The sequence below is a fragment of the Micromonospora trifolii genome (genome assembly GCF_022229005.1).
In the GTDB taxonomy this organism is placed as follows: Bacteria; Actinomycetota; Actinomycetes; order Mycobacteriales; family Micromonosporaceae; genus Micromonospora; species Micromonospora trifolii.
Genome location: NZ_JAKKFD010000002.1, coordinates 249,882 through 273,071 on the forward strand (window position 1 = coordinate 249,882; position 23,190 = coordinate 273,071).

General features: G+C 70.3%; 16 protein-coding genes. 7 read left to right on the top strand and 9 right to left on the bottom strand.

The features are described from left to right. The first annotated feature begins 172 nt into the window (after positions 1-172). Complete coding sequence (gene proA, locus NIE79_RS02195; RefSeq protein WP_238676917.1) at positions 173-6,160, top strand: anti-phage protein ProA; 5,988 nt, start codon at positions 173-175, stop codon at positions 6,158-6,160. A gap of 285 nt (positions 6,161-6,445) precedes the next feature. Here proA and NIE79_RS02200 read toward each other — a convergent pair whose 3' ends face one another. The 7 genes from NIE79_RS02200 to NIE79_RS02230 all read right to left on the bottom strand — a co-directional run bounded on the left by NIE79_RS02200 (position 6,446) and on the right by NIE79_RS02230 (position 9,907). Continuing rightward, entirely contained in the window at positions 6,446-6,646 is a 201-nt protein-coding gene (locus NIE79_RS02200; protein WP_238676918.1) for a DUF4926 domain-containing protein, read from the bottom strand. A 69-nt stretch (positions 6,647-6,715) separates the two neighbouring features. Then, entirely contained in the window at positions 6,716-7,054 is a 339-nt protein-coding gene (locus NIE79_RS02205) for a hypothetical protein (RefSeq protein ID WP_238676919.1), read from the bottom strand. Positions 7,055-7,143: 89 nt separating this feature from the next. After that, positions 7,144-7,368 carry a hypothetical protein gene (locus tag NIE79_RS02210; RefSeq protein ID WP_238676920.1) on the bottom strand — a complete coding sequence of 75 codons (225 nt, stop codon included), beginning with the start codon at positions 7,366-7,368 and terminating at the stop codon, positions 7,144-7,146. 134 nt (positions 7,369-7,502) lie between these two features. Then, positions 7,503-7,895: a hypothetical protein gene (locus NIE79_RS02215; RefSeq protein WP_238676921.1), complete on the bottom strand. Its 393-nt coding sequence runs from the start codon at positions 7,893-7,895 to the stop codon at positions 7,503-7,505. Continuing rightward, a complete protein-coding gene (locus tag NIE79_RS02220) occupies positions 7,892-9,205 on the bottom strand; it encodes a WXG100 family type VII secretion target (protein WP_238676922.1) in 1,314 nt (437 codons plus the stop codon). The genes NIE79_RS02215 and NIE79_RS02220 overlap by 4 nt, the downstream gene beginning before the upstream one ends. After that, positions 9,202-9,522, bottom strand: coding sequence for a type VII secretion target (locus NIE79_RS02225; RefSeq protein ID WP_238676923.1), 321 nt, complete (start codon positions 9,520-9,522; stop codon positions 9,202-9,204). Before NIE79_RS02225 ends, NIE79_RS02220 begins: the two co-directional genes overlap by 4 nt. After that, a complete protein-coding gene (locus tag NIE79_RS02230; RefSeq protein ID WP_238676924.1) occupies positions 9,509-9,907 on the bottom strand; it encodes a YbaB/EbfC family nucleoid-associated protein in 399 nt (132 codons plus the stop codon). Before NIE79_RS02230 ends, NIE79_RS02225 begins: the two co-directional genes overlap by 14 nt. Before the next feature lie 301 nt (positions 9,908-10,208). On the opposite strand from NIE79_RS02230, the gene NIE79_RS02235 reads away from it, so the two are divergent. After that, positions 10,209-11,153, top strand: coding sequence for a TAXI family TRAP transporter solute-binding subunit (locus tag NIE79_RS02235; protein ID WP_238676925.1), 945 nt, complete (start codon positions 10,209-10,211; stop codon positions 11,151-11,153). Positions 11,154-11,192: 39 nt separating this feature from the next. Here the strand turns inward: NIE79_RS02235 and NIE79_RS02240 are convergent, their stop codons facing one another. Together NIE79_RS02240 and NIE79_RS02245 are read right to left on the bottom strand one after the other, a co-directional pair. After that, positions 11,193-12,629, bottom strand: a complete 1,437-nt coding sequence (locus tag NIE79_RS02240) for a sensor histidine kinase (RefSeq protein WP_238676926.1) — start codon at positions 12,627-12,629, stop codon at positions 11,193-11,195. A gap of 6 nt (positions 12,630-12,635) precedes the next feature. Beyond that, positions 12,636-13,319, bottom strand: coding sequence for a response regulator transcription factor (locus tag NIE79_RS02245; protein WP_238676927.1), 684 nt, complete (start codon positions 13,317-13,319; stop codon positions 12,636-12,638). A gap of 144 nt (positions 13,320-13,463) precedes the next feature. Between NIE79_RS02245 and NIE79_RS02250 the strand changes: the two genes are divergently transcribed. From NIE79_RS02250 to NIE79_RS02270, 5 genes are all read left to right on the top strand, one after another. Further along, on the top strand, positions 13,464-14,486 hold the full coding sequence (locus NIE79_RS02250) for a tripartite tricarboxylate transporter substrate-binding protein (RefSeq protein ID WP_238676928.1): 1,023 nt from the start codon (positions 13,464-13,466) through the stop codon (positions 14,484-14,486). Position 14,487: 1 nt separating this feature from the next. Beyond that, complete coding sequence (locus NIE79_RS02255; RefSeq protein ID WP_238676929.1) at positions 14,488-14,949, top strand: tripartite tricarboxylate transporter TctB family protein; 462 nt, start codon at positions 14,488-14,490, stop codon at positions 14,947-14,949. Positions 14,950-14,969: 20 nt separating this feature from the next. Beyond that, complete coding sequence (locus tag NIE79_RS02260) at positions 14,970-16,475, top strand: tripartite tricarboxylate transporter permease (RefSeq protein WP_238676930.1); 1,506 nt, start codon at positions 14,970-14,972, stop codon at positions 16,473-16,475. Between the two features lie 43 nt (positions 16,476-16,518). Beyond that, positions 16,519-18,453, top strand: coding sequence for a Na+/H+ antiporter NhaA (locus tag NIE79_RS02265; protein WP_238676931.1), 1,935 nt, complete (start codon positions 16,519-16,521; stop codon positions 18,451-18,453). Between the two features lie 676 nt (positions 18,454-19,129). Then, the gene (locus NIE79_RS02270; RefSeq protein ID WP_238676932.1) at positions 19,130-23,164 is read left to right on the top strand and encodes a discoidin domain-containing protein; all 4,035 of its coding nucleotides are present in this window, start codon (positions 19,130-19,132) and stop codon (positions 23,162-23,164) included. Positions 23,165-23,190: the final 26 nt, after the last annotated feature.

The window sequence follows — 23,190 nt, forward strand, 5'->3', positions numbered from 1 at the left end:
CGCCGTGGCGTGGCCGTAGACCAGGCGCGGGGAGTTCGGTGGTGCGTCGTCACGGAGCGCACCCGACCTCGGCCGTACGACCACCAAGATCGTCTTACGGTCGGGGCCCTCTCCATCGGTCGGGTGACCGCTAGGCTGGCCCTCCCTGGTCTCCCCACCTGGAGAAACGCCCATGTCCGACAGCGTCTTCGCGCAGTTCACCGCCGACGACGACCAGCTCGAAGTTGGGCTGATCGTGCAGCCGGCGATCAACGCCGCCCTGGTGCACAACCGGGTGCCGTTGGTGCGTCACCTCACGCTCGTCAACCGAGGTGCGGTGCCGCTGACCGATGTCACGTTGACGCTGGAACTGCGCGGTCCGGACGGCGCGCTGACCGAGCCGTGGACGCGTACCCTCGCTGCGCCGCTGCGACCCGGGGCGAGCACTAGCTGGGACGACTTCCGCGACTTCACGCCCGACCGCGTGATGCTGTACCGCACCGACGAGGCGTTCCCGGTCGACTACACCCTCCGGGTGCAGGCGCAGGAGCAGACACTGCGGCTGGTCGCGCCGTCACGAGTGTTGGCGCACAACGAGTGGTTCAACAGCCCCGCCCTGTACGACAGCTTGGCGGCCTTCGTGCAGCCGAACACGCGGGCAGTGGAGGCGGTTCTGCGGGCCGCCGCCCAGCTCCTGCTCGCGCGGACCGGCTCCGGCTCGCTGCAGGGCTATCAGGAGGGTTCGGAGCGGGCGGCGCTGATCGCCGGCGCGGTGTACGAGGCGCTGCGCCAACTCGAGATCACCTACCAGACCCTGCCGGCGTCCTTCGAGAACACCGGCCAGAAGGTGCGAACGACAGCCGCCGTGCTGGACGGTCGTCTCGGCAACTGCCTCGACCTGTCCGTCACGTACGCCGCGTGTCTGGAGGCGGCGGGGCTGCACCCGCTCATCTTCGTCAGCGCGGGGCATGCCTTCGGTGGCTTCCTGCTGGAGGAGGAACGGCTGGGCTCGGCCGCGGTGACCGAGACCAACCTGCTGATCTCGATGGTCGACTCTGGCCGGGCCGTGCCGGTCGAGCTGACCCGCATCGGGCCGGGCGCGCAGTCGGCGACCTTCACCGAGGCGGTACGCGTCGGACTCGGCCACTTCCGCGGCGACGGCGAACGCATGCAGGGCGTCGTCGACGTGCACCTGGCCCATCGGTCGGGTATTCAGCCGCTGCCGTCGCCCGACGAACTGATCGCGCCCGCCGCGGTCGACGCCGAGGCGACACCGAAGATAACAGCGTCCCTCGACCTTCCGCCCGGTGTCGCCGCCGCGAAGCTGCGCCAGTTCGCCGACGAGGGCGAGGAGGTGCCGCAGCAGTCCGACGGGTCGCCGGCGCGCGTCCAACAGTGGAAGAAGTCGTTGCTCGACCTGAGCCTGCGTAACCCGCTGCTCAACCTGCCCAAGCGTGGCCGTGGCCTGGACCTGCACGTGCCGGCGGGTGCGCTGGCCCTGCTCGACGACCTCATCCACGACGGCCGTCAGGTGCAGGTCATCCCGCAGGACAACATCAGTCACGTCCACGAGCTGGCCGGGGCACGTCGGGCGCAGGACCTCGACGCCGAGATCCTGACCCGGGAGCTGCGTACCGATCGGCGGGTCTACGGCGCGGTCACCGACGCCCGCTACAAGACCGCGATGCGTGCGTTGCAGCGCGAGGCGCGCACGATGGAGCAGGAGACCGGCAGCAACTACCTCTACCTGACCATCGGCACCCTGGTCCACACCAAGACAACCGGGGGAGAGGCGTACGCGCCGCTGTTCCTCCTACCGGTGCGCATCGAGGGCGGCAGCGGCCGTCGCCCGTACGCGATGGTCATCGACGGCACCGAGGTCGCCAGCCCGAACTACTGCCTGATCGAGTGGTTGCGGGTCAAGCACAGCGTGCGGATCCCGGAGCTGGAGCGACCGGTCCTCGACGAGCACGGCATCGACATCGCCAAGACGCTGGCCGCGATCAACACCGGGCTGCTCGACAACCGGCTCAACTACCGCATCGACGAGACCGCCAGCCTTCGACCGTTGCAGTTCTCCACCTTCCAGATGTGGCGGGACCTCACCGACCACTGGCCCCGCTTCATGGAGAACCCGGTCGTCCGGCACCTGGTCGAGTCCTCCGGCGCCACGTTCGACGATCCTGCCCGCCCGGAGCACGACGTCGAGATCGCCGTCGACGAGGCCGACCTGCACCTGCCCATCCCCGCCGACGGGTCGCAGATGCAGGCCATCGTGCGCGCCGAGCGGGGCCACTCCTTCGTCCTGGAGGGCCCGCCGGGCACCGGCAAGTCCCAGACCATCACCAACATGATCGCCCGGGCGGTCAGCGCGGGCCGGTCGGTGCTGTTCGTCGCCGAGAAGCAGGCCGCTCTGGAGGTGGTGAAGCGCCGCCTCAAGCAGATCGGCCTCGGGCCGTTCGCGCTCGACCTGCACGGGCGCAAGCAGTCCCTCAACGCGATCCGCCAGCAGCTGCGTGACGCGCTCGACCAGTACGACCAGGGCGGCGACGGTACCTGGACGGCCGTCGAGACGGCCTACCGGACGCGGCTCGCCCCACTGACCGAGTACCCGGCCCAGGTGCACACCAGCAACCCCGTCGGGATGTCGCTCTGGTCGGCCTACGAACAGACCCTGGCGTACGGGGACGGCCCGGTCGCCCCGATCCCGGTGGCCTACCTGCACGCACCCGCCCCGGCACGCGCGCAGGTCGAGAGGACCCTGCGGGAGTTCCCGGCGGCCGCACGATCGGCCCGACTCCGGGCCGCGCACCCGTGGGCCATCAGCGGCTGCCGCACCCTCGACGGGCTGCACGGCGCCGCCGTCACCGAGATCGCCGGTGAGCTCGAACGCCTCCGCGCCGACCTCGCCGCCCACCCGCACCTGGTCGAGTTGCTGCGGACGCTGCCCGCCCCGGAAACCGTGAGCGAGCTGCAGGCGGGCGCCTGGCTCGCCGTACGCGGACTGCTGCCGGACCGGGCGACCACCCTGCACGCCAGCGACCGGCGGTGGGACGAGGCGGTGGCTCGGCTCCAGGCGGACCTGGCGGCCTTCCGGCAGGGCTTCGCCGGTGAGCTGGCCACGTTCCGGCCGGACGTGTTCGCTCGACCGGAGCTGACCGCCTGGCACGGTGAGGCCCGGGAGGCGGCGAAGAAGCTGATCGGTAAGCGCAAACGTCGACAGGCCATCGTGGATCGGCTGGCGGTGTACCTGGTTGCCGGTGCGACGCTCGACGTCGAGCGGGTGGAGGTTGCCACCGGTCGCCTGGTGGCCGCCCAGGCGCAGGCAGCGACGCTCCACCAGCATTGTGCGGCGGTGGGCGGGCTGCGGCTGTCGCAGTGGCGGCCCACGGACCCCAACGCGCAGGAGCGGTTGACCGAAGCGATCGAGGCGACCCGCGTCGGCCGGACGCTCCTGGCCCGGCACCCGCAGGCCTGGGAGCTGTTTCACGGCGGGTTCACCGATGTGGGCGCGGTGCTCCTCGACCGGTTCGCCTCCCGGTGGCGGGCCTGGCGCGGAGTGTTGCGCTCCGGTGAGGCCGAGCTGACCCTGTGGGCCGCCGGTTCGCACTGGAACGATGCCTGGCAGCGCGACGGCGCGGCCTGGCTGCACGAGTTGCAGAGCGAGGAGTTGTTCCCACTGCGCCGATGGGCGACCGTGCTGGCCCACGCCGACGTGCTCGCCTCGGCCGGTCTCACCGACTATCGGGACCAGCTGCTGCGCGCCGAGGTGCCCGCGCATCTCGCCGAGGAGGTCTACCGGCGGGGAGTAGCGACGGCGTCCCTCGCCGAACGGGTACGGGCCGGCGGCCTGCAGTACTTCGACCCGGAACTGCACGACGACCAGATCAGCCAGTTCGAAGCGGCGGCCGGTGAGCTGCGCTCGGCGCTGCCGACGCAGCTGCCGTCGGTGCTGGTCCGGCGCCGCCCCTTCAGCCCGGCCGACCGGCGTGGCCGCTTCGCTGACTTCGCGGCGGAGCTCCGCCGCAAGCGGGGCGGGCGGTCCTTCCGGGAGCTGTTCGAGCAGTACCCGGACGCGGTCCTCGCACTGACCCCGTGCGTGCTGGTCAGCCCCGCGTCCGCGGCGAACTTCCTGGCACCGGGGAGCCAACGTTTCGACCTGGTCATCTTCGACGAGGCCTCGCAGATCCGCGTGGCGGAGGCGATCGGCGCGATGGGTCGGGGCAGCGCCGTGGTGGTGGTCGGCGACTCCCGGCAGATGCCGCCGAGCAGCATCATGCAGGCCACCCACAGCGTGGACGAGGTCGACGAGGGCAACGGCCCGGTGCCGGAGGACCTGGAGAGCATTCTCAGCGAGGCCGTCGAGTCGGGACTGCCGCAACGGTGGCTGTCCTGGCACTACCGCAGTCACGACGAGTCACTCATCGCCTTCTCCAACCGCTACTACTACGACAACAAGCTCTCCAGCCTCCCGTCACCCGGTGCCGCCAGCTCGGCGGGCGTCAGCTGGCGGCGCGTCGAGGGTCAGTACGACCGGGGCGGATCCCGCACCAACGAGGTCGAGGCACGCGCGATCCTCGCGGACATCACCCGACGATTGCACGACCCGGCGACCGCCACCCAGTCCGTCGGCGTGGTCACCTTCAACATCCAACAGCGGGACCTCATCCTCAACCTGCTGGAGGAGAGCACCGACCCGATCATCCGCGAGCACCTCTCCGGCGCGGTCGCGGAGCCGATCTTCGTCAAGAACCTGGAGAACGTGCAGGGCGACGAGCGGGACGTCGTCCTGTTCTCCCTGGCCTTCTCCACCAACCTGGAGACCGGCCAGCTCCCGCTGAACTTCGGTCCACTGAGCCAGGCCGGCGGCGAGCGGCGGCTCAACGTGGCCATCACCCGCGCCCGCCGTCAGGTCGTCCTCTACTCGTCGTTCGACCCATCGGACATCGACCTGTCCCGTACGTCAGCGCTGGGCACGCAGCACCTGCGGGCGTACTGCGAAATGGCCGCCGCCGGCGCGGAGCGCCTGGGCGACCTCGCCACCGACCGCACGGAGCGGCGCAGTCGGATCCGCGAGGAGGTGGCCGCGGCGCTGCGCGACCGTGGCCACGAGGTCCGTACCTCGCACGGCCTCTCCGACTTCACGGTGGACATCGCCGTACGCAGACCAGGCGCACCACTGTGGCAGGTGGCCGTCATGCTCGACGGCCCGGACTGGAGCGCACGCCCGACGGTGGCCGACCGGGACTCGGCGCCCGCGCTCCTCGGCTCGATCATGGGTTGGTCGGAGGTCGTGCGGTTCTGGCTGCCGGCGTGGATCCACGACCGGTCGGCGCTGCTCGACCGGGTCGACGAAGCGGTCACCCAAGCCGAGGCCCTCGCGGCCGCCGAGCCGGAGCCCGAGACGTCGGCGGTCGCGCCTGGCATCGAGCTGCCGCAGCCGCGCCCCGTGGCGGACGTGGAGCAGCCACCCCCGACACCGGCCGCCGAGTTGCCACAGCCGCGCCTCGCGGCGGACGAAGGTCCCCTCCTGAGCGCGTCGGCACCGCCCGTCACCGCACTCGCCGCGGCTACCACCGCGGTGCCGGTCACGGCCGCGTCGGCCGTCGACACCATCACGGTGAGCCCGTTCGTTCCGTACGTCCCGACCTCGCTCGGAGACCAGGCCGACCTCGACCTCCTGGCCACCGACCGGCGGGTACGTGATCTGATGCGGAACGCGCTCCGCGAGATCATCGAGTCTGAGGGGCCCATCGAGCAGCACCGACTGGCACGCCTCGCTCTCGCCCGGTTCGGCTTCCTCCGGACCCGGGAGGACCGACGCACCGCCGTACTTGCCCTCGTCGACTCACGCCGCCTGTACACGCACCCGACCGTCAGCCGGTACGCCTGGCCCGATGGCGCCGACCCGCAGACCTACCGCGCGTACCGGGTCACGCAGGCGAGCAACGACCGGGCGTTCGAGGAGGTGCCACCCGAGGAGGTGGCCAACGCCCTCGTGCACGCGCTGCAGGGCATGCCGAGCCTGGACGAGGAGCGGCTGTTGCGCGCCGGCCTGGAGCGGCTCGGCTACCGCCGACGCACCGAAAAGATCGACAAGCTGCTCCGGTACGGGTTGCACGTCGCCGTGACCAGCGGTCGCCTCCGCTACGACCAGGAGGGTCGCCTCACCAGCGGCTGACGATAGCTAACACCTCACGTCACGAGACGGTAGTTAGGAACGCGAGGGTTGCGTTCCTCGGTCGGCTTGTCCATCGGTCGGACGGTGACTCCGTCTGGAATGGGCGCCCGACACACGTGGGTCCCTTCCAGGCAGGTGTCGCACCAGAGCGAGACGTACCCAGCATTGGCTGCAGGCCGTGCTGTGAAGACGATCCGTAGGGTCCGCTGCCCGCAGTTCGGGCAGGCAAGATCTGACGCCGCCGGCAGCGCACGGTAGACGACGTCGTACGCCGTCTGCCACTCATCAAATGTGGCCATCGCGCTGCACCACCTGATCGGCCCGGAGCGTGACCATGGCGACGGTCCGGCCATCGGTGTCGGCAAACTCGACTTCGTACACAGGCGGGGAGCCGTCGAAGACGTCAACGACGCTTCCTACCGCGCCCGCAGACAGTTGTTCACTCGGCCGGGGCTCTCGGAGCTCGACCACGTCGTACAGCTTCAACCTGTCATCCTTTCTGGCGCGGGAACTGGTGATCGTGCGGTCGGCGGCAGAGCCGCGGGGTCGCATTGGCTACCCAGGGTCGTGCGTCTCGGGAAACCCTGCAGCATAGGTGGCGTCCACCAACTCCTGAAGATGGCGGATGACGTGGACCTTGTGCTCGGTCTCCGGCAGTTGCTGCTTGCCAGCTGTCACCAGCCCGTTGCGCCAGTGGCTGACGATCTCCCGCTGTGTCGCAGCGGGAAAGTCGTCGATCCACAACGACCCGAGGTTGTTGTCGATGATCTCCTGCAAGTGGCTGGCGGCCTGCCTGTCTGAGAGGCGGGAGGTCAGGAACTCCAGCGTCCAATCGAACAACCCTCCCGCCGCGGTCCAGTCAACTCCGGGCTTCAGCACGATAAGACTAGCCATCACGTCTCCACGACGAGCGCCGGCGGACCGACACTGCGGGCCGCGATGAAATGCTCGATCGTACTGGCGACAACTTGGGCAGCCCGGGTTCAGCTTGCGAACAGCATCCTCGTCGGGAACTCGCCGCTGGACCGCCATGCCTTCACGACTTTCGCCGCGATCGCACCAGCGGCCGCGTTGAAATCACCATTTTCGACGTGGGCGTCGAGGGTGCGCGGGTCGATTGCCAGGATCCGGTCGAACTTGTCGTCCAAACCGAACTCGTACCGAACTTCGTCTGCGGCTGCCTCGACACGCCGCGCGGTCACCATCATTCCCACTTCCCTGGCCTCCAGTGCTCGAGTCGTCGTCGTAGGTCGGCCCGGGTACGGGCGTCCTCCAGTCGGAAGGTGCCTGCTCCCGCCGCTGCCAGGTCTGAGGCTCGGTCAGGTTCGGTTGGTCATCCACGTCAGTGGTATCCGAGGAGCCGTGTCGCCTCCTCGCCGACGAGCCGTAGCTGATCTCCTCGGAGGTCAGGCACGCGGTAATCATTGCCGCGCACCGTCTCGAGGAATTCCGTGGGTAGCTGCACGCGGTATGTGGCGAGATAGAAGCGCAGATCGTCGCGCCACAACCATTCGCCATCCGTAAGCACCGACGCACCCCCGACAAGGTGCCGGCCGCTCCCGAGAACATCGATCTCCGCGCCCATCACGTCGATGAGACCATGCCCGTGGCGTAGATAGTCTTGGACCTGAAGCGCGTCGGGGAGCGGCTCCGCGTCGACGTGCGAGTGGATGCTCTCCACGTACACCTCGGTCTGGTTGGGTCCTAGTTCTCGAAAGAACCCCACAGTCTTCATTGGTGCCCCCTCGCTCGTGGTACGAAGACCTCCCAGGAGCCGCCGCTCTCGACAACTGGAGGCTGGGGCTCACTGGCCCATCGTTGCGTCCCCACCCGGGCAGTTGGCGCGAGCACGTTGACCCCGAGTTCGTCGGCGACCTGCTGACCGAGTGGTACCGCGTCGAGGTCGGGCTTGACGGTGCCGGCATAGCAGGAGACCAAACGGAGGGGACCGCCGTCATAGGCGGGACTTTCGCGAACCGCGGCGGCGATCTGGGCCGCGTTGGTGGCGTTTCCGTCCATGTGCGCTCCGTCTGCTGAAACCTTGCCGGGGACAAAGTATCCCTGGTCGGTGCCGTGCACGATGACGTCATGGTGCCCATCCAGCGGTCGCACCTTGTCAAAGTTCCGCATGGTCAATTCGTCGTAACCGATGCCCGTCGAGCGATCCGAGTAGTAGACCGGGTCGCCAGCGGAGAGGTAGGAATCGGGGGTCCGTTCGGGCGGTAGCGACCGTGCCCTCGGATCGGCCCAGTCGCGTCGCTGTCCCATCCGGTCGGCAGGCCCGAGCCGGGTGAGTCGGCTCAGGGCCTGCTTGAGCTTCTCGATCAGGTCGCCGAGCCGGCGCATCTCCGGCATCAGCCGCCGCAGGCTGGCCAGCAACCCGCGCAACAACCGCGCGATCCGCGCCCCCCAAGACGCCACCAAGGTCGTGACCTGCTCCACGACCAGCGGCGCGGCCAGTCCGCCGGTGATGAGGAGTTCGCCCGCGTACACGATGATGCGGGACACGCAGGTGGCGATGGCGTCGCGGACCAGGAGCCGGACGGCGGCCACCAGGCCAGCGGCGCCCTCGGTGATCGCGGCCATGGTGTCGGCGCCCTGGGCGAGGCCGGTGATGGCCTGTTGCTGTTCGTTGGCCCAGGCCCGGTAGGCGGGCCCGGCGCTGCCGCCCCAGCCGGTGACGTCGGCGCGGACGGCGCGAGCCAGTTCGGCGGCGTCGTCGCGGAGCGACCCGGCGACGTTGCGCCAGGTCTGGGCGTGCGCGGTGATCTGCGCCGGGTCGCCGGCGAGCCAGTCCAGCGCCTCGCTGAGCGGCTTGACGTGTTCGATCAGCCAGGCGATCCCGTACTGGAGTAGGGCGCCGACCGGGTCGGAAACGAGGGCGAGGGCGTCCAGGCTCGCGCTCACGACGCCGAGGCTGCCGTCGATCCAGCTGCCGGTGCGGACGCCCTGGGCGATGAGTTCGATGTCCTCGAAGATCCACACGCCCGCCCAGGCGCTGGGCGGGGTGTCCGCAGCGGCGGCGACGAGCGGGTTCGACGTCACCTGTGCCGCCGCACCCCGTCGAGTAGCTGTTTGGCGTGGGCGTCGGAGCTTCGGTAATGGTCCGCTCCGACCCGGAGCCTGCCGGCGGTGTCCCGTACCGATGAGGCGGCGGCGCCGATGCCGTCGACCAGGGTTCGCTGGAGGCCGTCGAGCAGCACCGGCATCATCGTGCAGAGTTGCCCGTAGGCGTCGGTACCCAACCTGACGTGCTGGCCTGCCTGCTGGGTGGTGTCGAGGCTGCCGGCACAGCGATCGAGGCGTGCGGCGTGGGCGGTCAGGTCGTCCGGGTCGACCTGGATGCCGTCACCGGCGGGCATCGTTCGATCCCTGGTCGGGGAGAAGCCGGCTGCGGTACGAGTCGATGATGGCGTGGGCGCCAGGGCCGTCACCCATTGACTGGGTGGCTGCGTCGCTGACCTGTCGGAGCAGGTCGGCGCGCGCGGCAGTGGTGGTTTCCAGGATCTGCCGAGCGGTGTGCGCCGCGGGTTGTTGCCGGATGCGCTCGTCGAGCCGTAGGTCGATCAGCAGGCCAGTCGAGTCGACTGTGACGTCGACAGTCCGATCGGCATTGCGGGCGGTGCCGGTCAGATCCCGCATCGTCGCCGACAGGGCCTTGGCTCGTTCCGCCCGGTCGGCGAGCGACGACTCCCACTCGTCGAGCCGGCGCTCCGCCGCGTCGAGCGCAGCGTCGTCCGCCCACACGTCGACCCTCCCCAGGGGACATTGCCGGCGACAGCCGGCGACATCACCGGCACGCTACCAACCAGTGGCGCTGCGTGCATGCCCGCAGGGTGAACGCCCGCACCGCCCCGCCGATCATGGAGTTGTGGTGGGCAACAAAGCACCCGTTGCGCTGCTAAACCGGGCACCACAACTCCATGATCGACCGAGACGGGCCGCGATCTTGCACTTACTGTCGCGACAAATGACGCAGAGTCCCGCATCTCGACGACCGAAACTGCAAGATCGACGCAGCAGGGGGCGGCGTCCGTATCATTTCGGCATGACGCGGTTCAGTCGGCGGGCGGTGTTGCTGGCTGGCAGCGGGCTGCTCGTCGGCTGTTCACGACAGCCTGAGGCGGACCCGGTCCACCTGCGACTGGCTACCGGGCCGGCGGGGGCGGTCTACCGGCGGATCGGTGGTGCGCTGGCCGAGCATATTTCCGAGCAGGTGCCGGGTGTCACGGTGACGACCGTGCCGAGCGGGGCGTCCACTGACAACATCCGGATGCTGCGGGCCGGGGAGGTTCACCTGGGGCTGACCAGCCTGGATGCGCTGATCACCAGTGACGGCAGTGCGCCCGGGGGGTTGTCGGCGATCTGCCGGCTCTACGACAGTCATCTGCATCTCGTGGTCATGGCCGGTTCGGCGATCGGCGAGTTTCGGGATCTTGAGGGCAAGCGGGTGTCTCTCGGGGCGCACGACTCGGGCACCGAGTTCACGTCGTTGCGGGTCCTGCGGCTCGGCCCGCTCAAAGCCGACGGCTGGAACCTCAGCCAGGCCGGGTCGGCGGGGGCGTTGCGCGACGGCACTATCGACGCGATGTTCTCGCTGACCGGTGTCCCGACGCCCGCCATCACCGAGTTGGCGCAGCGGCACCCGATCCGGTTGATTCCGTTGGACGCGCAGGCGGACGGGCTCTTCACTGCGTACCCGGGTCCGTACGCCCCGGCGATGATCCACGCGGCTGCCTACGCCGGGGTTCCGGCCACCCGCACGGTCGCCGTACCGAATGTGCTGCTGGCGCGCGACGATCTGCCCGACGATCTGGTCTACGCCATCACCGACACGGTCTTCCGGCACACCGGGGCGATCACCTCCGCCGGCCGTGACGGCGCCGAGGCCCTTCCGGAGGCGTGGCAGATCAACGTGCGTACCGGGATCTCCACCGCGTCGGTCCCGCTCCACCCGGGCGCGGCGGCCTGGTTCCGCGACCGTAAACGCTGAGGCCGCGACCGCAAACGCTGACCCCCGGGACCGGAGTCGTCAGACCGGCGCCGAAGCGTCAGCCGGGGACGCCACCCGGGGCGCGACCGGCAGCACCACCACCGCGGCGAGCCCGTGCCCAGAGCCGTCCGGGCTCGGCAGGCCCTCCTCCAGTCGCAGCTCACCGCCGGCCGCCCCGATGAGGTCGGCGCAGATCGCCAGGCCCAGGCCGGTCCCGGGCACGTTCTGGTGCCGAGGTGAGCGCCAGAACCGTTGCAACGCCTGAGCCCGCTCGGACACGTCGATGCCCTGGCCGTCGTCGCGGACGGCAACCGTCACCACGGCGCCGTCGCCCGCACCAGCGGTTACCTCCACGGCCTGCGCGTCGGACAGCCGTAACGCGTTGCTGATCAGCTCGTCCAGGATGCTGCCCAGGCCGCCCGGCGGCTCCATCAACCGCAACCCCGGGGGTACGTCGACAGTCAGCGTCTGCCCGGCCGTGGCCGTCAGGGCCCGCCACCGGTCGACCCGGGTCGCCAGCACCTCGTCGAGGTCCACCGGTGACGCCGTTCGCAGGCTCTCCATCCGGGCGCTGGCCTGCAGCGAGTTCAGCATCCGCTGCATCGCCTTCAGTTCGTCGACGGCGACGTCGTACACCTGTTGCCCGTCGCCCTCGGGCCGCAGGTGTGGTGCGAGGCTCTCCACGGCGAGCCTCAGGCTTGTCAACGGGTTGCGTAACTGGTGTGACGCGTCGGAGACGAAGGCCCGCTGTCGCTGCGCGGCGTTCTCGACGGCGTCCATCATGGTGTTGAACGACCGCGCCAGCCGCCGCAGCTCGATCGGGCCAGCCTCGGCGTCGGCGCGGATGGTCAGGTCACCCTCGGAGATCCGCGAGGTCGCCGCGTCGAGTTTCCGTACCGGCCGCAGCACCCACGCCGACACCGGCCAGGCGACGGCCGTCAGCGCGAGCAGCGGCAGCAGCCCGAGGCCGGCCAGCCGGGCCCAGCGTACGAGGATGAGCTCCCGCGTCCGGGACAGGTCGGAGATCGTCACGACGGCGCCGACGACCTCACTGTCCCGGCCTACCGGTTCCGCCACGACGAGTGCGGAGTCGTCCCACGGCGCCCACTCCCAGGACGGTTCGGACCGGGCACCGGCAAGCGCGGCGGTGACGATCCGGGGCAACGCCGCCTCGGTGCGTGCCGCCTTCTGGTACGCGTCGGCCGGTCCGAGCAGGACCGCGCCCGACGTGTCGATCAGCGCGACTGGGATGCCGTAGAGCTCGTGGTAGCGCGTCAGTTCCTGCTGTAGCGCCTCGGTGCGGCCGGTCGACAGCGCTGTCTCGGCCAGTGAGGCGAACCGGCCGACGTCGCCCAGCCGGTTGACGTACGTCTCCTGCATCTCGCGTTCGGCCACCGTGATGCTGAGCGGCACCCCGAGCGCCGCGACGAGCAGCACCGCGAGGGGGACCAGGACGACGAGCAGCCGACGGTGCACGGCGGGTCAGCCGATCAGCTCCGGCTGGTCGGCCAGCAGCCGATAGCCGACGCCGTGGACGGTCCGGATGACCACGTCCGGCCCCAGCTTGTGCCGCAGCGCCGCGATGTGGGTGTCCAGGGTGCGGCTGGACGACTCCCAGGTCGCGCCCCAGATCTGGTCGAGGATGACGTCACGGCTGACCACGTTGGGCGCCCGCCGGGCCAGGAGCAGCAGCAGTTCGAACTCCTTGCGGGTCAACGGCACGAGCGCGCCGTCGACGGTGACCTCGCGGGTGCCGACGCCGATCCGCATCGGGCCGAGGACGAGCGGTTCGTCGGCCTGGCCGAGGGCACGAGCGGCCCGGGTGCGCCGCAGGACGGCGTCGATCCGGGCGAGCAACTCGGGGATGCCGAACGGTTTGACGATGTAGTCGTCGGCGCCGGCGCGCAGACCGCGGACCCGCTCGTGCTCCTCGGATCGCGCGGTCACCGCGATGACGGCGGTCTGTGGCTGGTCGCGCAACCTGCGGATCACGTCGAGCCCGTCGCCGTCGGGGAGACCCAGGTCGACGAGGACCACGTCGGACGGGGCGGCGCGCTCGGCCTCCGCGGCGGTGGCGACGCGGTGAACCTCGAAGCCCGCCTGGGTCAGGACGGTCACCAGACCCCGCGCCACGCGGTCGTCATCCTCGATGACGGTTATCCGCATACCGGCGAATTGTACGGCCCGGATCGGTGCTCGTGCCGGCCCGGGTTCTTGGGATTTTTCTGACACCATCCGGGCCCCGACCAGCCGAGACTGGGGTCACCGACGCACCGAGGAACGTCCATGCGCTGATGGGGAGGTCGCCGTATGCGAACGACCAGCAGATACCGGGCCACCGCGCGGATGATCGCCGCGATCGGTGTCGTCTCGCTCGCCGCCGCCTGTTCCGGCAACGGAGGCGCCGCAGGCGGAGGGGACGCCGCGAATTACCCGGACGAGAACATCACGATCGTCGTGCCGTTCAGCGCGGGCGGTCCGACGGACACGGTCACCCGGATGATCGCCGAGCCGATGGCCGCGAAGCTCGGTGGCAAGATCGTCGTCCAGAATGTCGAGGGTGCCGGCGGCACTGTCGGCGCCGGCGACGTCGCGCGGGCCAAGCCGGACGGCTACACGGTGCTCATGCACCACATCGGCATGTCGACGGCGCCCGCCCTCTACAAGAGCCTGGGATACAAGCCCCTGGAGGACTTCGAGACGGTCGGCCTCGTCACCGAGGTGCCGATGACGATCGTCGCCCGCAAGGACTTCGCGCCCGCGACCCTTCAGGACCTCGTGACCCACGTCAAGGCGAACGCCAACAAGGTCACGCTGGCCAACGCCGGCATCGGCGCCGCGTCGCACCTGTGCGGCCTGCTGTTCCAGAGCACCACAGGTGTGAAGCTCCAGGAGGTCCCGTACCAGGGCACCGGCCCCGCGCTGACCGACCTCGTCGGCGGCCAGGTCGACTTCATGTGCGACCAGACCACAAACACCAGCGGCCAGATCGCCGCGGGCAAGGTGAAGGCGTACGCGGTCACCACGCCCGAGCGGGTGAAGAGCCTTCCCGACCTGCCCACCACCACCGAGGCCGGGCTGCCGCAGCTGAAGGTCAGCGTGTGGCACGGTCTCTACGTTCCGGCCGACACCCCGCCGGAGATCGTGCAGAAGCTGTCCGAGGCGTTGAAGGTGGCACTGGCCGACCAGGGGGTCATCGACCAGATGGCCAAGCTGGGCACCGCGCCGGTCCCGGCCCAGGACGCGACCCCGGACGCGCACCGGGCGAAGCTCGACGAGCAGCTCGGCACCTGGGCGAAGATCATTGCCGACTCCGGGGTGAAGGTCTCCTGAGGTGGAGCGCCGTCGGTCGTTCCCGGACGTCCTCGCCGGGGGGATCTTCGTCCTGATCGGTGGCGCATTCGTGGTGGGGGCGCTCGGCTACGAGCTGGGCACCCCGACCCGGATGGGCCCGGGCGCCTTCCCGCTGCTGGTCGGCGCGGCAGTGGTCGCCCTGGGCCTGGCGATCGCCGTCAAGGGCCTCGTCGCCGGTGAGGTGATCTCGTTCGGGCCGATCCCGTGGCGAGCGGTCGCCGTCATCGTGCTCGCGGTCCTGTTCTTCGGGTTCACCATCCGGCGACTCGGGTTCGTACCGACGACGGCGGTGACCGCAATGCTCACCACCCTGGCCAGCACCCGCGTACGACTGCTCACGGCGGTGGCGGTGGCCGCCGGGCTGACAGTGGCCAGCACGCTCATCTTCGTCGTCGGACTTCAGCTGCGGATCCCGCTGTGGGGCCCCTGGCTGGGGTTCTGACGCGGCAACCGGATTGAGGCATGGAACTCCTCGACAACCTCGCGCTGGGCTTCTCGACGGCCCTGCTGGTCCAGAACGTCCTCTACTGCTTCGTCGGAGTGCTGCTCGGGACCGCCGTCGGCGTGCTGCCCGGCATCGGGCCGACGGCGACGGTGGCGATGCTGCTGCCGATCACGTTCAGCTTCGAGCCGGTCACCGCACTGATCATGCTCGCCGGCATCTATTACGGGGCACAGTACGGCGGCTCGACGACCGCCATCCTGATCAACCTGCCCGGTGAGTCGTCAGCGGCGGTCACCGCGCTGGACGGGCACGAGATGGCCCGCCAGGGCCGCGCCGGCCCCGCCCTGGCGGCCGCGGCGATCGGGTCCTTCGTCGCGGGTACTGTCGCCACAGTGGCGCTGGCCGCCGCGGCCCCGCCCCTGGCCAGTGTCGCGTTGAAGTTCGGCCCGGCCGACTACTTCTCACTCGTGCTGTTCGGCCTGATCGTGTCGATCGCGCTGGCGCGGGGCACGGCGCTCAAGGCACTGGCGATGATCGCGCTCGGCGTGCTGCTCGGCACTGTCGGCCAGGACATCTACACCGGAACGCCCCGCTTCGTGTTCGAGCAGCGCGAGCTGTACGGCGGCATCGACTTCGTGTCGGTCGCCGTGGGCCTGTTCGGGGTGGCCGAGATCCTGCGCAACCTGGAGAACGAGCAGACCCGTACGGCGATCGTCAGCAAGGTGATCAACCTCTGGCCGACCCGCGAGGACCGGCGTCGGATCGTCGCCCCGATCCTGCGGGGCACCGGTCTCGGCGCCGCGCTCGGTGTGCTGCCCGGCGGCGGCCACGTGCTGGCCTCGTTCACCTCGTACGCGGTCGAGAAGCGCATCTCGAGGCGGCCGCAGGAGTTCGGGCGGGGCGCGATCGAGGGCGTCGCCGGCCCGGAGTCGGCGAACAACGCCGCCGCGCAGACGTCGTTCATCCCGCTGCTCACCCTGGGCCTGCCGGCCCACCCGGTGATGGCACTGATGATCGGCGCGTTCATCGTCCACGGCATCACCCCGGGTCCGAACGTCATCAACGACGAGCCGGCGCTGTTCTGGGGCCTGATCGCGTCGATGTGGATCGGCAACGTGCTCCTGCTGCTGCTGAACCTGCCGCTGATCGGCCTGTGGGTGCGCATGCTGCGCATCCCCTACCAGGTGCTCTTTCCGATGATCATCCTGTTCGCCGCGATCGGCACCTACTCACTGAACTCCAACGCGTACGACGTCTACGCGATCGCGTTCTTCGGGATCCTGGGCTACATCCTGATCAAGTGTGGGTGCGAGCCGGCGCCCCTGCTGCTCGGCTTCGTCCTCGGCCCGCTGCTGGAGGAGAACCTGCGCCGCGCGCTCATCATCTCCCGCGGCGACCCGTCGGTCTTCCTGACCCGACCGATCTCCGCGGCGCTGCTGGCCCTGGCCGTCGTCGCGCTCGTCGTCGCCGTGCTCCCGACGATCCGCCGGCGCCGCGCTGTCGTCTTCGCCGAGGAGGACTAGCAATCCGAACCACGTGACGGTCAGGTCGACGAAGATTGTTCCCGTGACGAGCGACGACACGCCCCGGGGCTGGACCAGCCGGACCGTCTGGGACAGGCGGTTCAACGCCCCGCTGCGCTCGTTCCTGCGGACCGAGACCGGCGGCGCCCGGGTGGTGCTGATCGCGACGGTGGCGGCACTCGTCTGGGCGAACCTCAGCGAATCGTCGTACGAGTCGGTCTGGAACACCTCTTTCTCGATCCAGCTCGGCGACTGGCGCGTGTCACATGACCTACGCTTCTGGGTCAACAGCGGGCTCATGACGTTCTTCTTCCTGGTCGCGGGGCTGGAGTTACGCCGGGAGTTCGACATCGGTGAGCTGCGGGAGCGGCGTCGGCTGGCGTTGCCGATGCTGGCCGGGGTCGGCGGCATGCTCGTGCCGGTCGCGATCTACCTCGCCATCAACGCCGGGCACACCACAGCGGCGGGCTGGGGCGCGGTGATGGCCACCGACACGGCGCTCGCGCTCGGCGCGCTGGCCGTCTTCGGGCCACGCTTCTCGGAACGGCTGCGAGGTTTCCTGCTGACCGTCGCCGTCGTCGACGACGTGGTGGCGATCGCGGTGCTGGCCATCGCGTACCCGCACCACCCCTCGCTGACGGCGCTGGTCGTCGCGGCGGCGATCTTCGGCGTCGTGCTGCTCGTCCGGGGCTGCGGGGTGCGGTTCGGGCCGGTCTACGCGCTGCTCGGGGTGGCGGCCTGGCTCGCCGTCTCGATGTCCGGTGTCGACCCGGTCGCTGTGGGCCTGGTGATGGGGTTGCTGACCTACGCCTACGCTCCCGGTCGCGGCGACCTGCAGCGGGCCAGCGACCAGTTCCGCCTCTTCCGGGAACAGCCCACGCCGCAACTCGCCCGGATGGCCCGCGCCGGGCTCACCTCGGCGCTGTCGCCGAACGAGCGGCTGCAGACGCTCTACCACCCGTTGGCGAGCTACGTGGTGGTGCCACTTTTCGCGCTGGTCAATGCCGGCATCGTGATCGACGGCGACCTGCTGGCCAGGGCCGTTACCTCAACGGTCACTGTGGGGGTCGTTGTCGCGTACGTCGTCGGGAAGCCGGCCGGGATCGTGGCCACCGCGTGGCTGGTGGCCCGGCTGAGCGGCAACCGGTTCCGGCCGCCCGTCGGCTGGCTCGCAGTCGTGGGGGTCGGCACGGTCTCCGGCATCGGGTTCACCGTAGCGCTCCTGATCGCCACCCACGCCCTGAGCGGCCCGGCCCTGGACGAGGCGAAGTTCGGCATCCTCGTGGCGACGCTCGGCGCGTCAGTCGTCACCTGGCTGGTGTTCCGGTCCGTCGGACGACTCTCGCCGGCGCGGCGGACCCGTGCGCTGCTGGGCGTCACCGAGGGCATCGTCGACCTGATGCTGCCGGTCGACGCCGATCGCGACCACATGCGGGGGTCGCTGGAGGCGCCGGTGACCGTGGTGGAGTACGGCGACTTCGAGTGCCCCTACTGCGGGCAGGCCGAGCCGGTGGTCCGGGAGCTGTTGGCGGACTTCGCCAACATCCGGTACGTCTGGCGGCACCTGCCACTCACCGACGTCCACCCGCATGCCCAACTCGCCGCCGAGGCGGCCGAGGCGGCGGGGGAGCAGGGCGCCTTCTGGGAGATGCACGACCTGCTGCTCGCCCACCAGGACGCTCTCGATCCGGTCCAGGTGCTCGGCTACGCCGAACAGCTCGGCCTGGACCTGGACGGTTTCCGGGAACACATGGTGAAGCGGATGGGCGTCGACCGGATCGCCGAGGACGTCGACTCCGCCGACCTCAGCGGCGTCACCGGCACCCCGACCTTCTTCATCAACGGCCGCCGACACCACGGCGCGTACGACATCGCCGCGCTCTCGGCGGCGGTGAAGTCGGCGTTCGCGAGCGCGAAGCTCCGCCCCGAGTACCACCCTCGGGACCCCGGGCGCCGCGAGGCCGGTCCGGCGAGCTGACCGCGCGGTCTGTGCGGTCGTCACCGGGCCAGGTGGTCGACGGGCGCCGTGCTCACCTCTCGGCGCTGCGTTGACGGGGTCTGCCGCCGTATGACCTCCGATCTGCCTCCGCGTCGGGGTGAGGAGGTGGTGGTCGGCGCCTTTGGAGCTGAATCGTTTGCGACATCACCGACCAGCAGGCCCTTTCGGCTGAGGCTTCGGGCTGGAGATCTTGGGCTGGAGGGCTGAGGGCTTCCAACCGGAGGCGGAAGCGGCAGGCAATCGGTCTGATTCGTTTGCGGCATCAGGTCCAAAGGCAGCCCGTCAACCCCGTCGCCCGGGCCCGGTAGCCCGCACGCCCCGGTCCCGAAGCCACCCACCCTCGCAGCTCCGGCTGCGCCGCGAGGCGCGTTCAGCTGCAGGGATGACGGCGATGCCCTGGCCGATTCCGATCACCAGCCGGAGCCGACGACCAGCGCGATCACGTGCTCACTGTCGCCCTGGACGGGCCGAGCGCGCAGCCGGAGTGACCTCAGGCGAGCCTTCGGGTCGATGTCCGAAGTGGAACAGCTGCGGACCGTGTTCGGGGAATCACGATGGACTCGGACCCTTGACTCTCGGGAAACATCGGGCCACCATCTGACAACGTTGTCACAGACCCTCGCCATCTGACAACGTTGTCATTTCTGGAGGCAAGATGTCCGAGTCATCGCCGGTCTCACGGCGTACCTTCCTCTCCGCCGGTGCGACGCTGCTGGCGTCGGTCGGGGTGACCGCAGCCCTCCCGGACGCCCTCGCGTCCGCCGCCGTGCCGGCGCCGACCGCCAACCCGACCGCCACCGACCTCGCCCGGTACCGCCCGGTGGCGGTCTCCTCGACCGACTACGCGCCGACGCCGGCCACCTTCGCCGTGGACGGCCTGCCGCAGGTCGGCGTCCGGGGAAGTGGATGGCGCGCCGCCAACGGCGATCCGCAGTGGATCTCGGTGGACCTCCAGGCGCTGTGCCGGATCGAGGCCGTCTCCCTGGTCTTCGAGGCCACGCTCACCGACGGGCCGTTCGACGGCAACTACACCGACACCGACGGCGACGAGATCCTCTCCAGCGCCGCAACGGCGTACCGGATCGAGGTCTCCACCGACGGCCGTGCCTGGCGGTCGGTGTACGAGACCAGCGAGGGCCAGGGCGGCGCGCAGACCATCAAGCTGCCCGAGCCGGTCACCGCCCGGTGGATCCGGATGACCGCCACGAAGCGCTCGAACAGCAACCCGGTCGGCCTCAACGGCTTCCAGGTCTACGGTGTAGCGCTGCAAGGCCGCCCGAAGGCTGAGGGCTGGACCAGTTGGGAGGGCGGCAACACCCACCCGGCCCCCGAGCTGAGGGTCGCCGCCGACGGCACTGTGCCGCTGGAGTCGGGCTGGTCGCTGACGATGGACGACTTCGCCGGCACCGTCGACGGCGCCGAACTCTCCCGCCCCGGCGTCGACGTCCGGTCCTGGCTGCCGGCGACGGTGCCCGGCACCGTGCTGGGCACCCTGGTCGAACAGGGCCACCTGCCCGACCCGGTGTCCGGCTTCAACAACATGCGCATCCCGGAGGCGCTGTCCCGGCACACCTGGTGGTACCGGCGCGCGCTGCGGCTGCCGCGCGACCTGGACACCTCGGCCGGCCGACGGATCTGGCTGGAGTTCGACGGGATCAACCACGAGGCGACCGCCTGGGTCAACGGCGTGCAGGTCGGCAGCGTCAAGCACCCGTTCGCACGGGCGGCCTTCGACATCACCGACGCGTTGAGCGGTCACCGGGGCGAGCATGTCCTCGCCGTCCGGGTCACCCCGATGCCGCACCCGGGCACCCCCGGCGACAAGGGCCCGGACGGTCGTACCTTCCTCCAGTCGGCCCACCACTACCTGGACGCGCCGACCTACCTGGCGGTGTCCGGGTGGGACTGGATGCCGGCCGTCCGCGACCGGGTCACCGGCCTCTGGGACCACGTCCGCCTGCGCAGCACCGGCGCCGTGGTCATCGGCGACCCGCACGTGCAGACCACGCTGCCCGACCTGCCCGGCACCGACACCGCCGAGGTCACCATCCGGGTGCCGGTCCGCAACGCGGCGGCCAGCGCCACCACTGTCACCGTCCGCGCGGAGTTCGACAAGGTACGCGTCGAGTCCACTGTGACAGTCCCCGCCGGCGGGAGCACCACAGTCACCTTCACGCCGGAGCGTTTCCGCGCGCTGCGGCTGCGCAACCCCCGGCTCTGGTGGCCCAACGGCTACGGCGACCCCCACCTGTACGACCTCACGCTCACCGCCACCGTCAAGCGCGCGGTCAGCGACCGGCGTGCGCTCCGCTTCGGTGTCCGCGAGTTCGCCTACGACTGGCACCAGCCGATCGTCGTCTCGCCGCCCGGCAAGCCCGCGCTGGAGTTCGTCGACGGCGCGGCGACCCAGACCGTCACGTTCGACCGCCAGCACGCCCGGCACGTGCGCATCCAGGCCGGCCAGCGCGCCACCGGTTGGGGCATCTCGATGTTCTCGCTGTCGGTGGCCGACGGCACCGGCCCGGATCTCGCCCTGCGCCGCGACGCCACCGCGTCGTCCGCGGAGAACGAGGGCAACGGTCCCGGCAAGGCCGTCGACGGCGACGCGGCGACCCGCTGGGCCTCGCAGGCCGAGGACAACCAGTGGATCCAGGTGGACCTCGGCGCGGCTGTCGACTTCGACCGGGTCACCATCGTGTGGGAGCAGGCGTACGCGCTGGACTACCGCGTGCAGGTCTCCGCCGACGGGGACACCTGGAACGACGTGACGTCGGTCAGCAACGACACCCCGCTGGGCAGCCGCGCCACCCAGGTCGAGACGTTCGCCAGCCAGACCGCGCAGCACCTGCGCATCCAGACCGGCGCGCGGGTGACCTCGTGGGGCGTGTCCATGTGGGCGCTCTCGGTGCAGCGGCAGGCCGAGCCGGACGTCGACCTGGCCCTGCGCCGGACGGCCACCGCGTCGTCGTCCGACAGCGACTCGAACGGCCCGGACCGGGCCGTCGACGGCAACCCCCGCTCCCGGTGGTCGTCGACGTTCGAGGACAACCAGTGGATCCAGGTCGACCTCGGCGCCCCGGTCAGCTTCGACCAGGTCACCATCGTCTGGGAGCAGGCGTACGCCCGCGACTTCGTCATCCAGGTGTCGGACGACGGGCAGCGGTGGACCGACGTGAAGTCGGTCAGCAACGCCGTCACCCAACTCAAGATCAGCGTGAACGGTGTGCCGGTGTTCGCCCGGGGCGGCAACTGGGGCTGGGACGAACTGCTGCGTCGGGTGCTGCCCGACCGGCTGGCCGACACGGTCGAGATGCACCGCGACATGAACTTCACGATGATCCGCAACTGGCTCGGCAGCAGCAACCGCGAGGAGCTGTACCGGGCCTGCGACGAGCAGGGCATCCTGGTGTGGAACGACTTCTGGCAGGCGGGCGCGTTCCTGCCCAACCCGCCCGGCTACGTCGACATCGCCGCCGACACGATCCGGCGGTTCCGCCACCACCCGAGCATCGTGGTGTGGTGTGGCGCGAACGAGGGTGACCCACCGCCGATCGTGGACGCCGGGCTCAAGCAGGCCGCGGCCACCGAGCACCCGGAGATCCTCTACATCCCCAACTCGGCCGGCGGCATCGTCAGCGGCCACGGCCCGTACCACTGGGTGGAGCCGGCGACGTACAACAACAAGAACTCCTACGACACTGGCGCGTTCGGCTTCCACACGGAGATCGGCATGCCGGTGGTGTCGGTGGTCGAGAGCATGCGCAACCTCGTCGGTGACGCGCCGCAGTGGCCGATCGGCGAGGTGTGGAACTACCACGACTGGTCGACCATCGGTAACCAGCGCGTCGGCACGTACCAGGCGGCGATCGACGCGCGGCTCGGTGAGTCCGACTCACTCGACGAGTTCGCCACCCGGGCGCAGTTCGTCAACTACGAGAGCCACCGCGCCATGTTCGAGGCGTGGAACGCCAACCTGTGGCAGGACGCCACAGGTCTGCTGCTGTGGATGTCGCACCCGGCGTGGCACAGCACGGTCTGGCAGACCTACGACTACGACCTCGACGTGAACGGCGCCTACTACGGCGCCCGCAAGGGGTGCGAACCGGTGCACGTCCAGGCCGACCCGGGCACCTGGCAGGTCCGGGTGGTCAACCACACCGCCGCCCCCCTCAGCGGGGTGACCGTGAGCGCCCGACGCTACGACCTGAGCGGCCGGTCGCTGGGTTCGCCCCAGCGTCAGCGGGTGGACGTGGCCCGCTCGGCCACCACTGCGGTCTTCCCGCTCGCCACGCCGGACGGCGGCGGGCTGCACCTGGTACGGCTGGAGCTACGGGACAGCCGCGACCGGCTGCTCGCGGAGAACACCTACTGGCGCTACGACAAGGCCGAGCAGGTGCGGGCGCTCAACGACGTGCCGAGCACCCGACTGTCGACGTCGTCGAGCACCGTGCGCGTCGTGGACGGGCGCAACACCGTCACCACGACGGTCCGCAACCAGGGCCGTACGGTCGCCGCGTTGGTGCGGCTCGCCGTGCGCGACCAGCGCGGTGAGCGGGTGCTGCCGGCGCGCTACGACGACAACTACTTCTGGCTCCTGCCGGGGGAGAGCCGCGAGGTGCGGATCTCCTGGCCGGCGCGGTCGGGCCTCGCCCGCCAGGTCACTGTGACCGCGCAGGCGTACAACTCCTAGGAGTACGCGGTGGGGGGCGGCGCCGA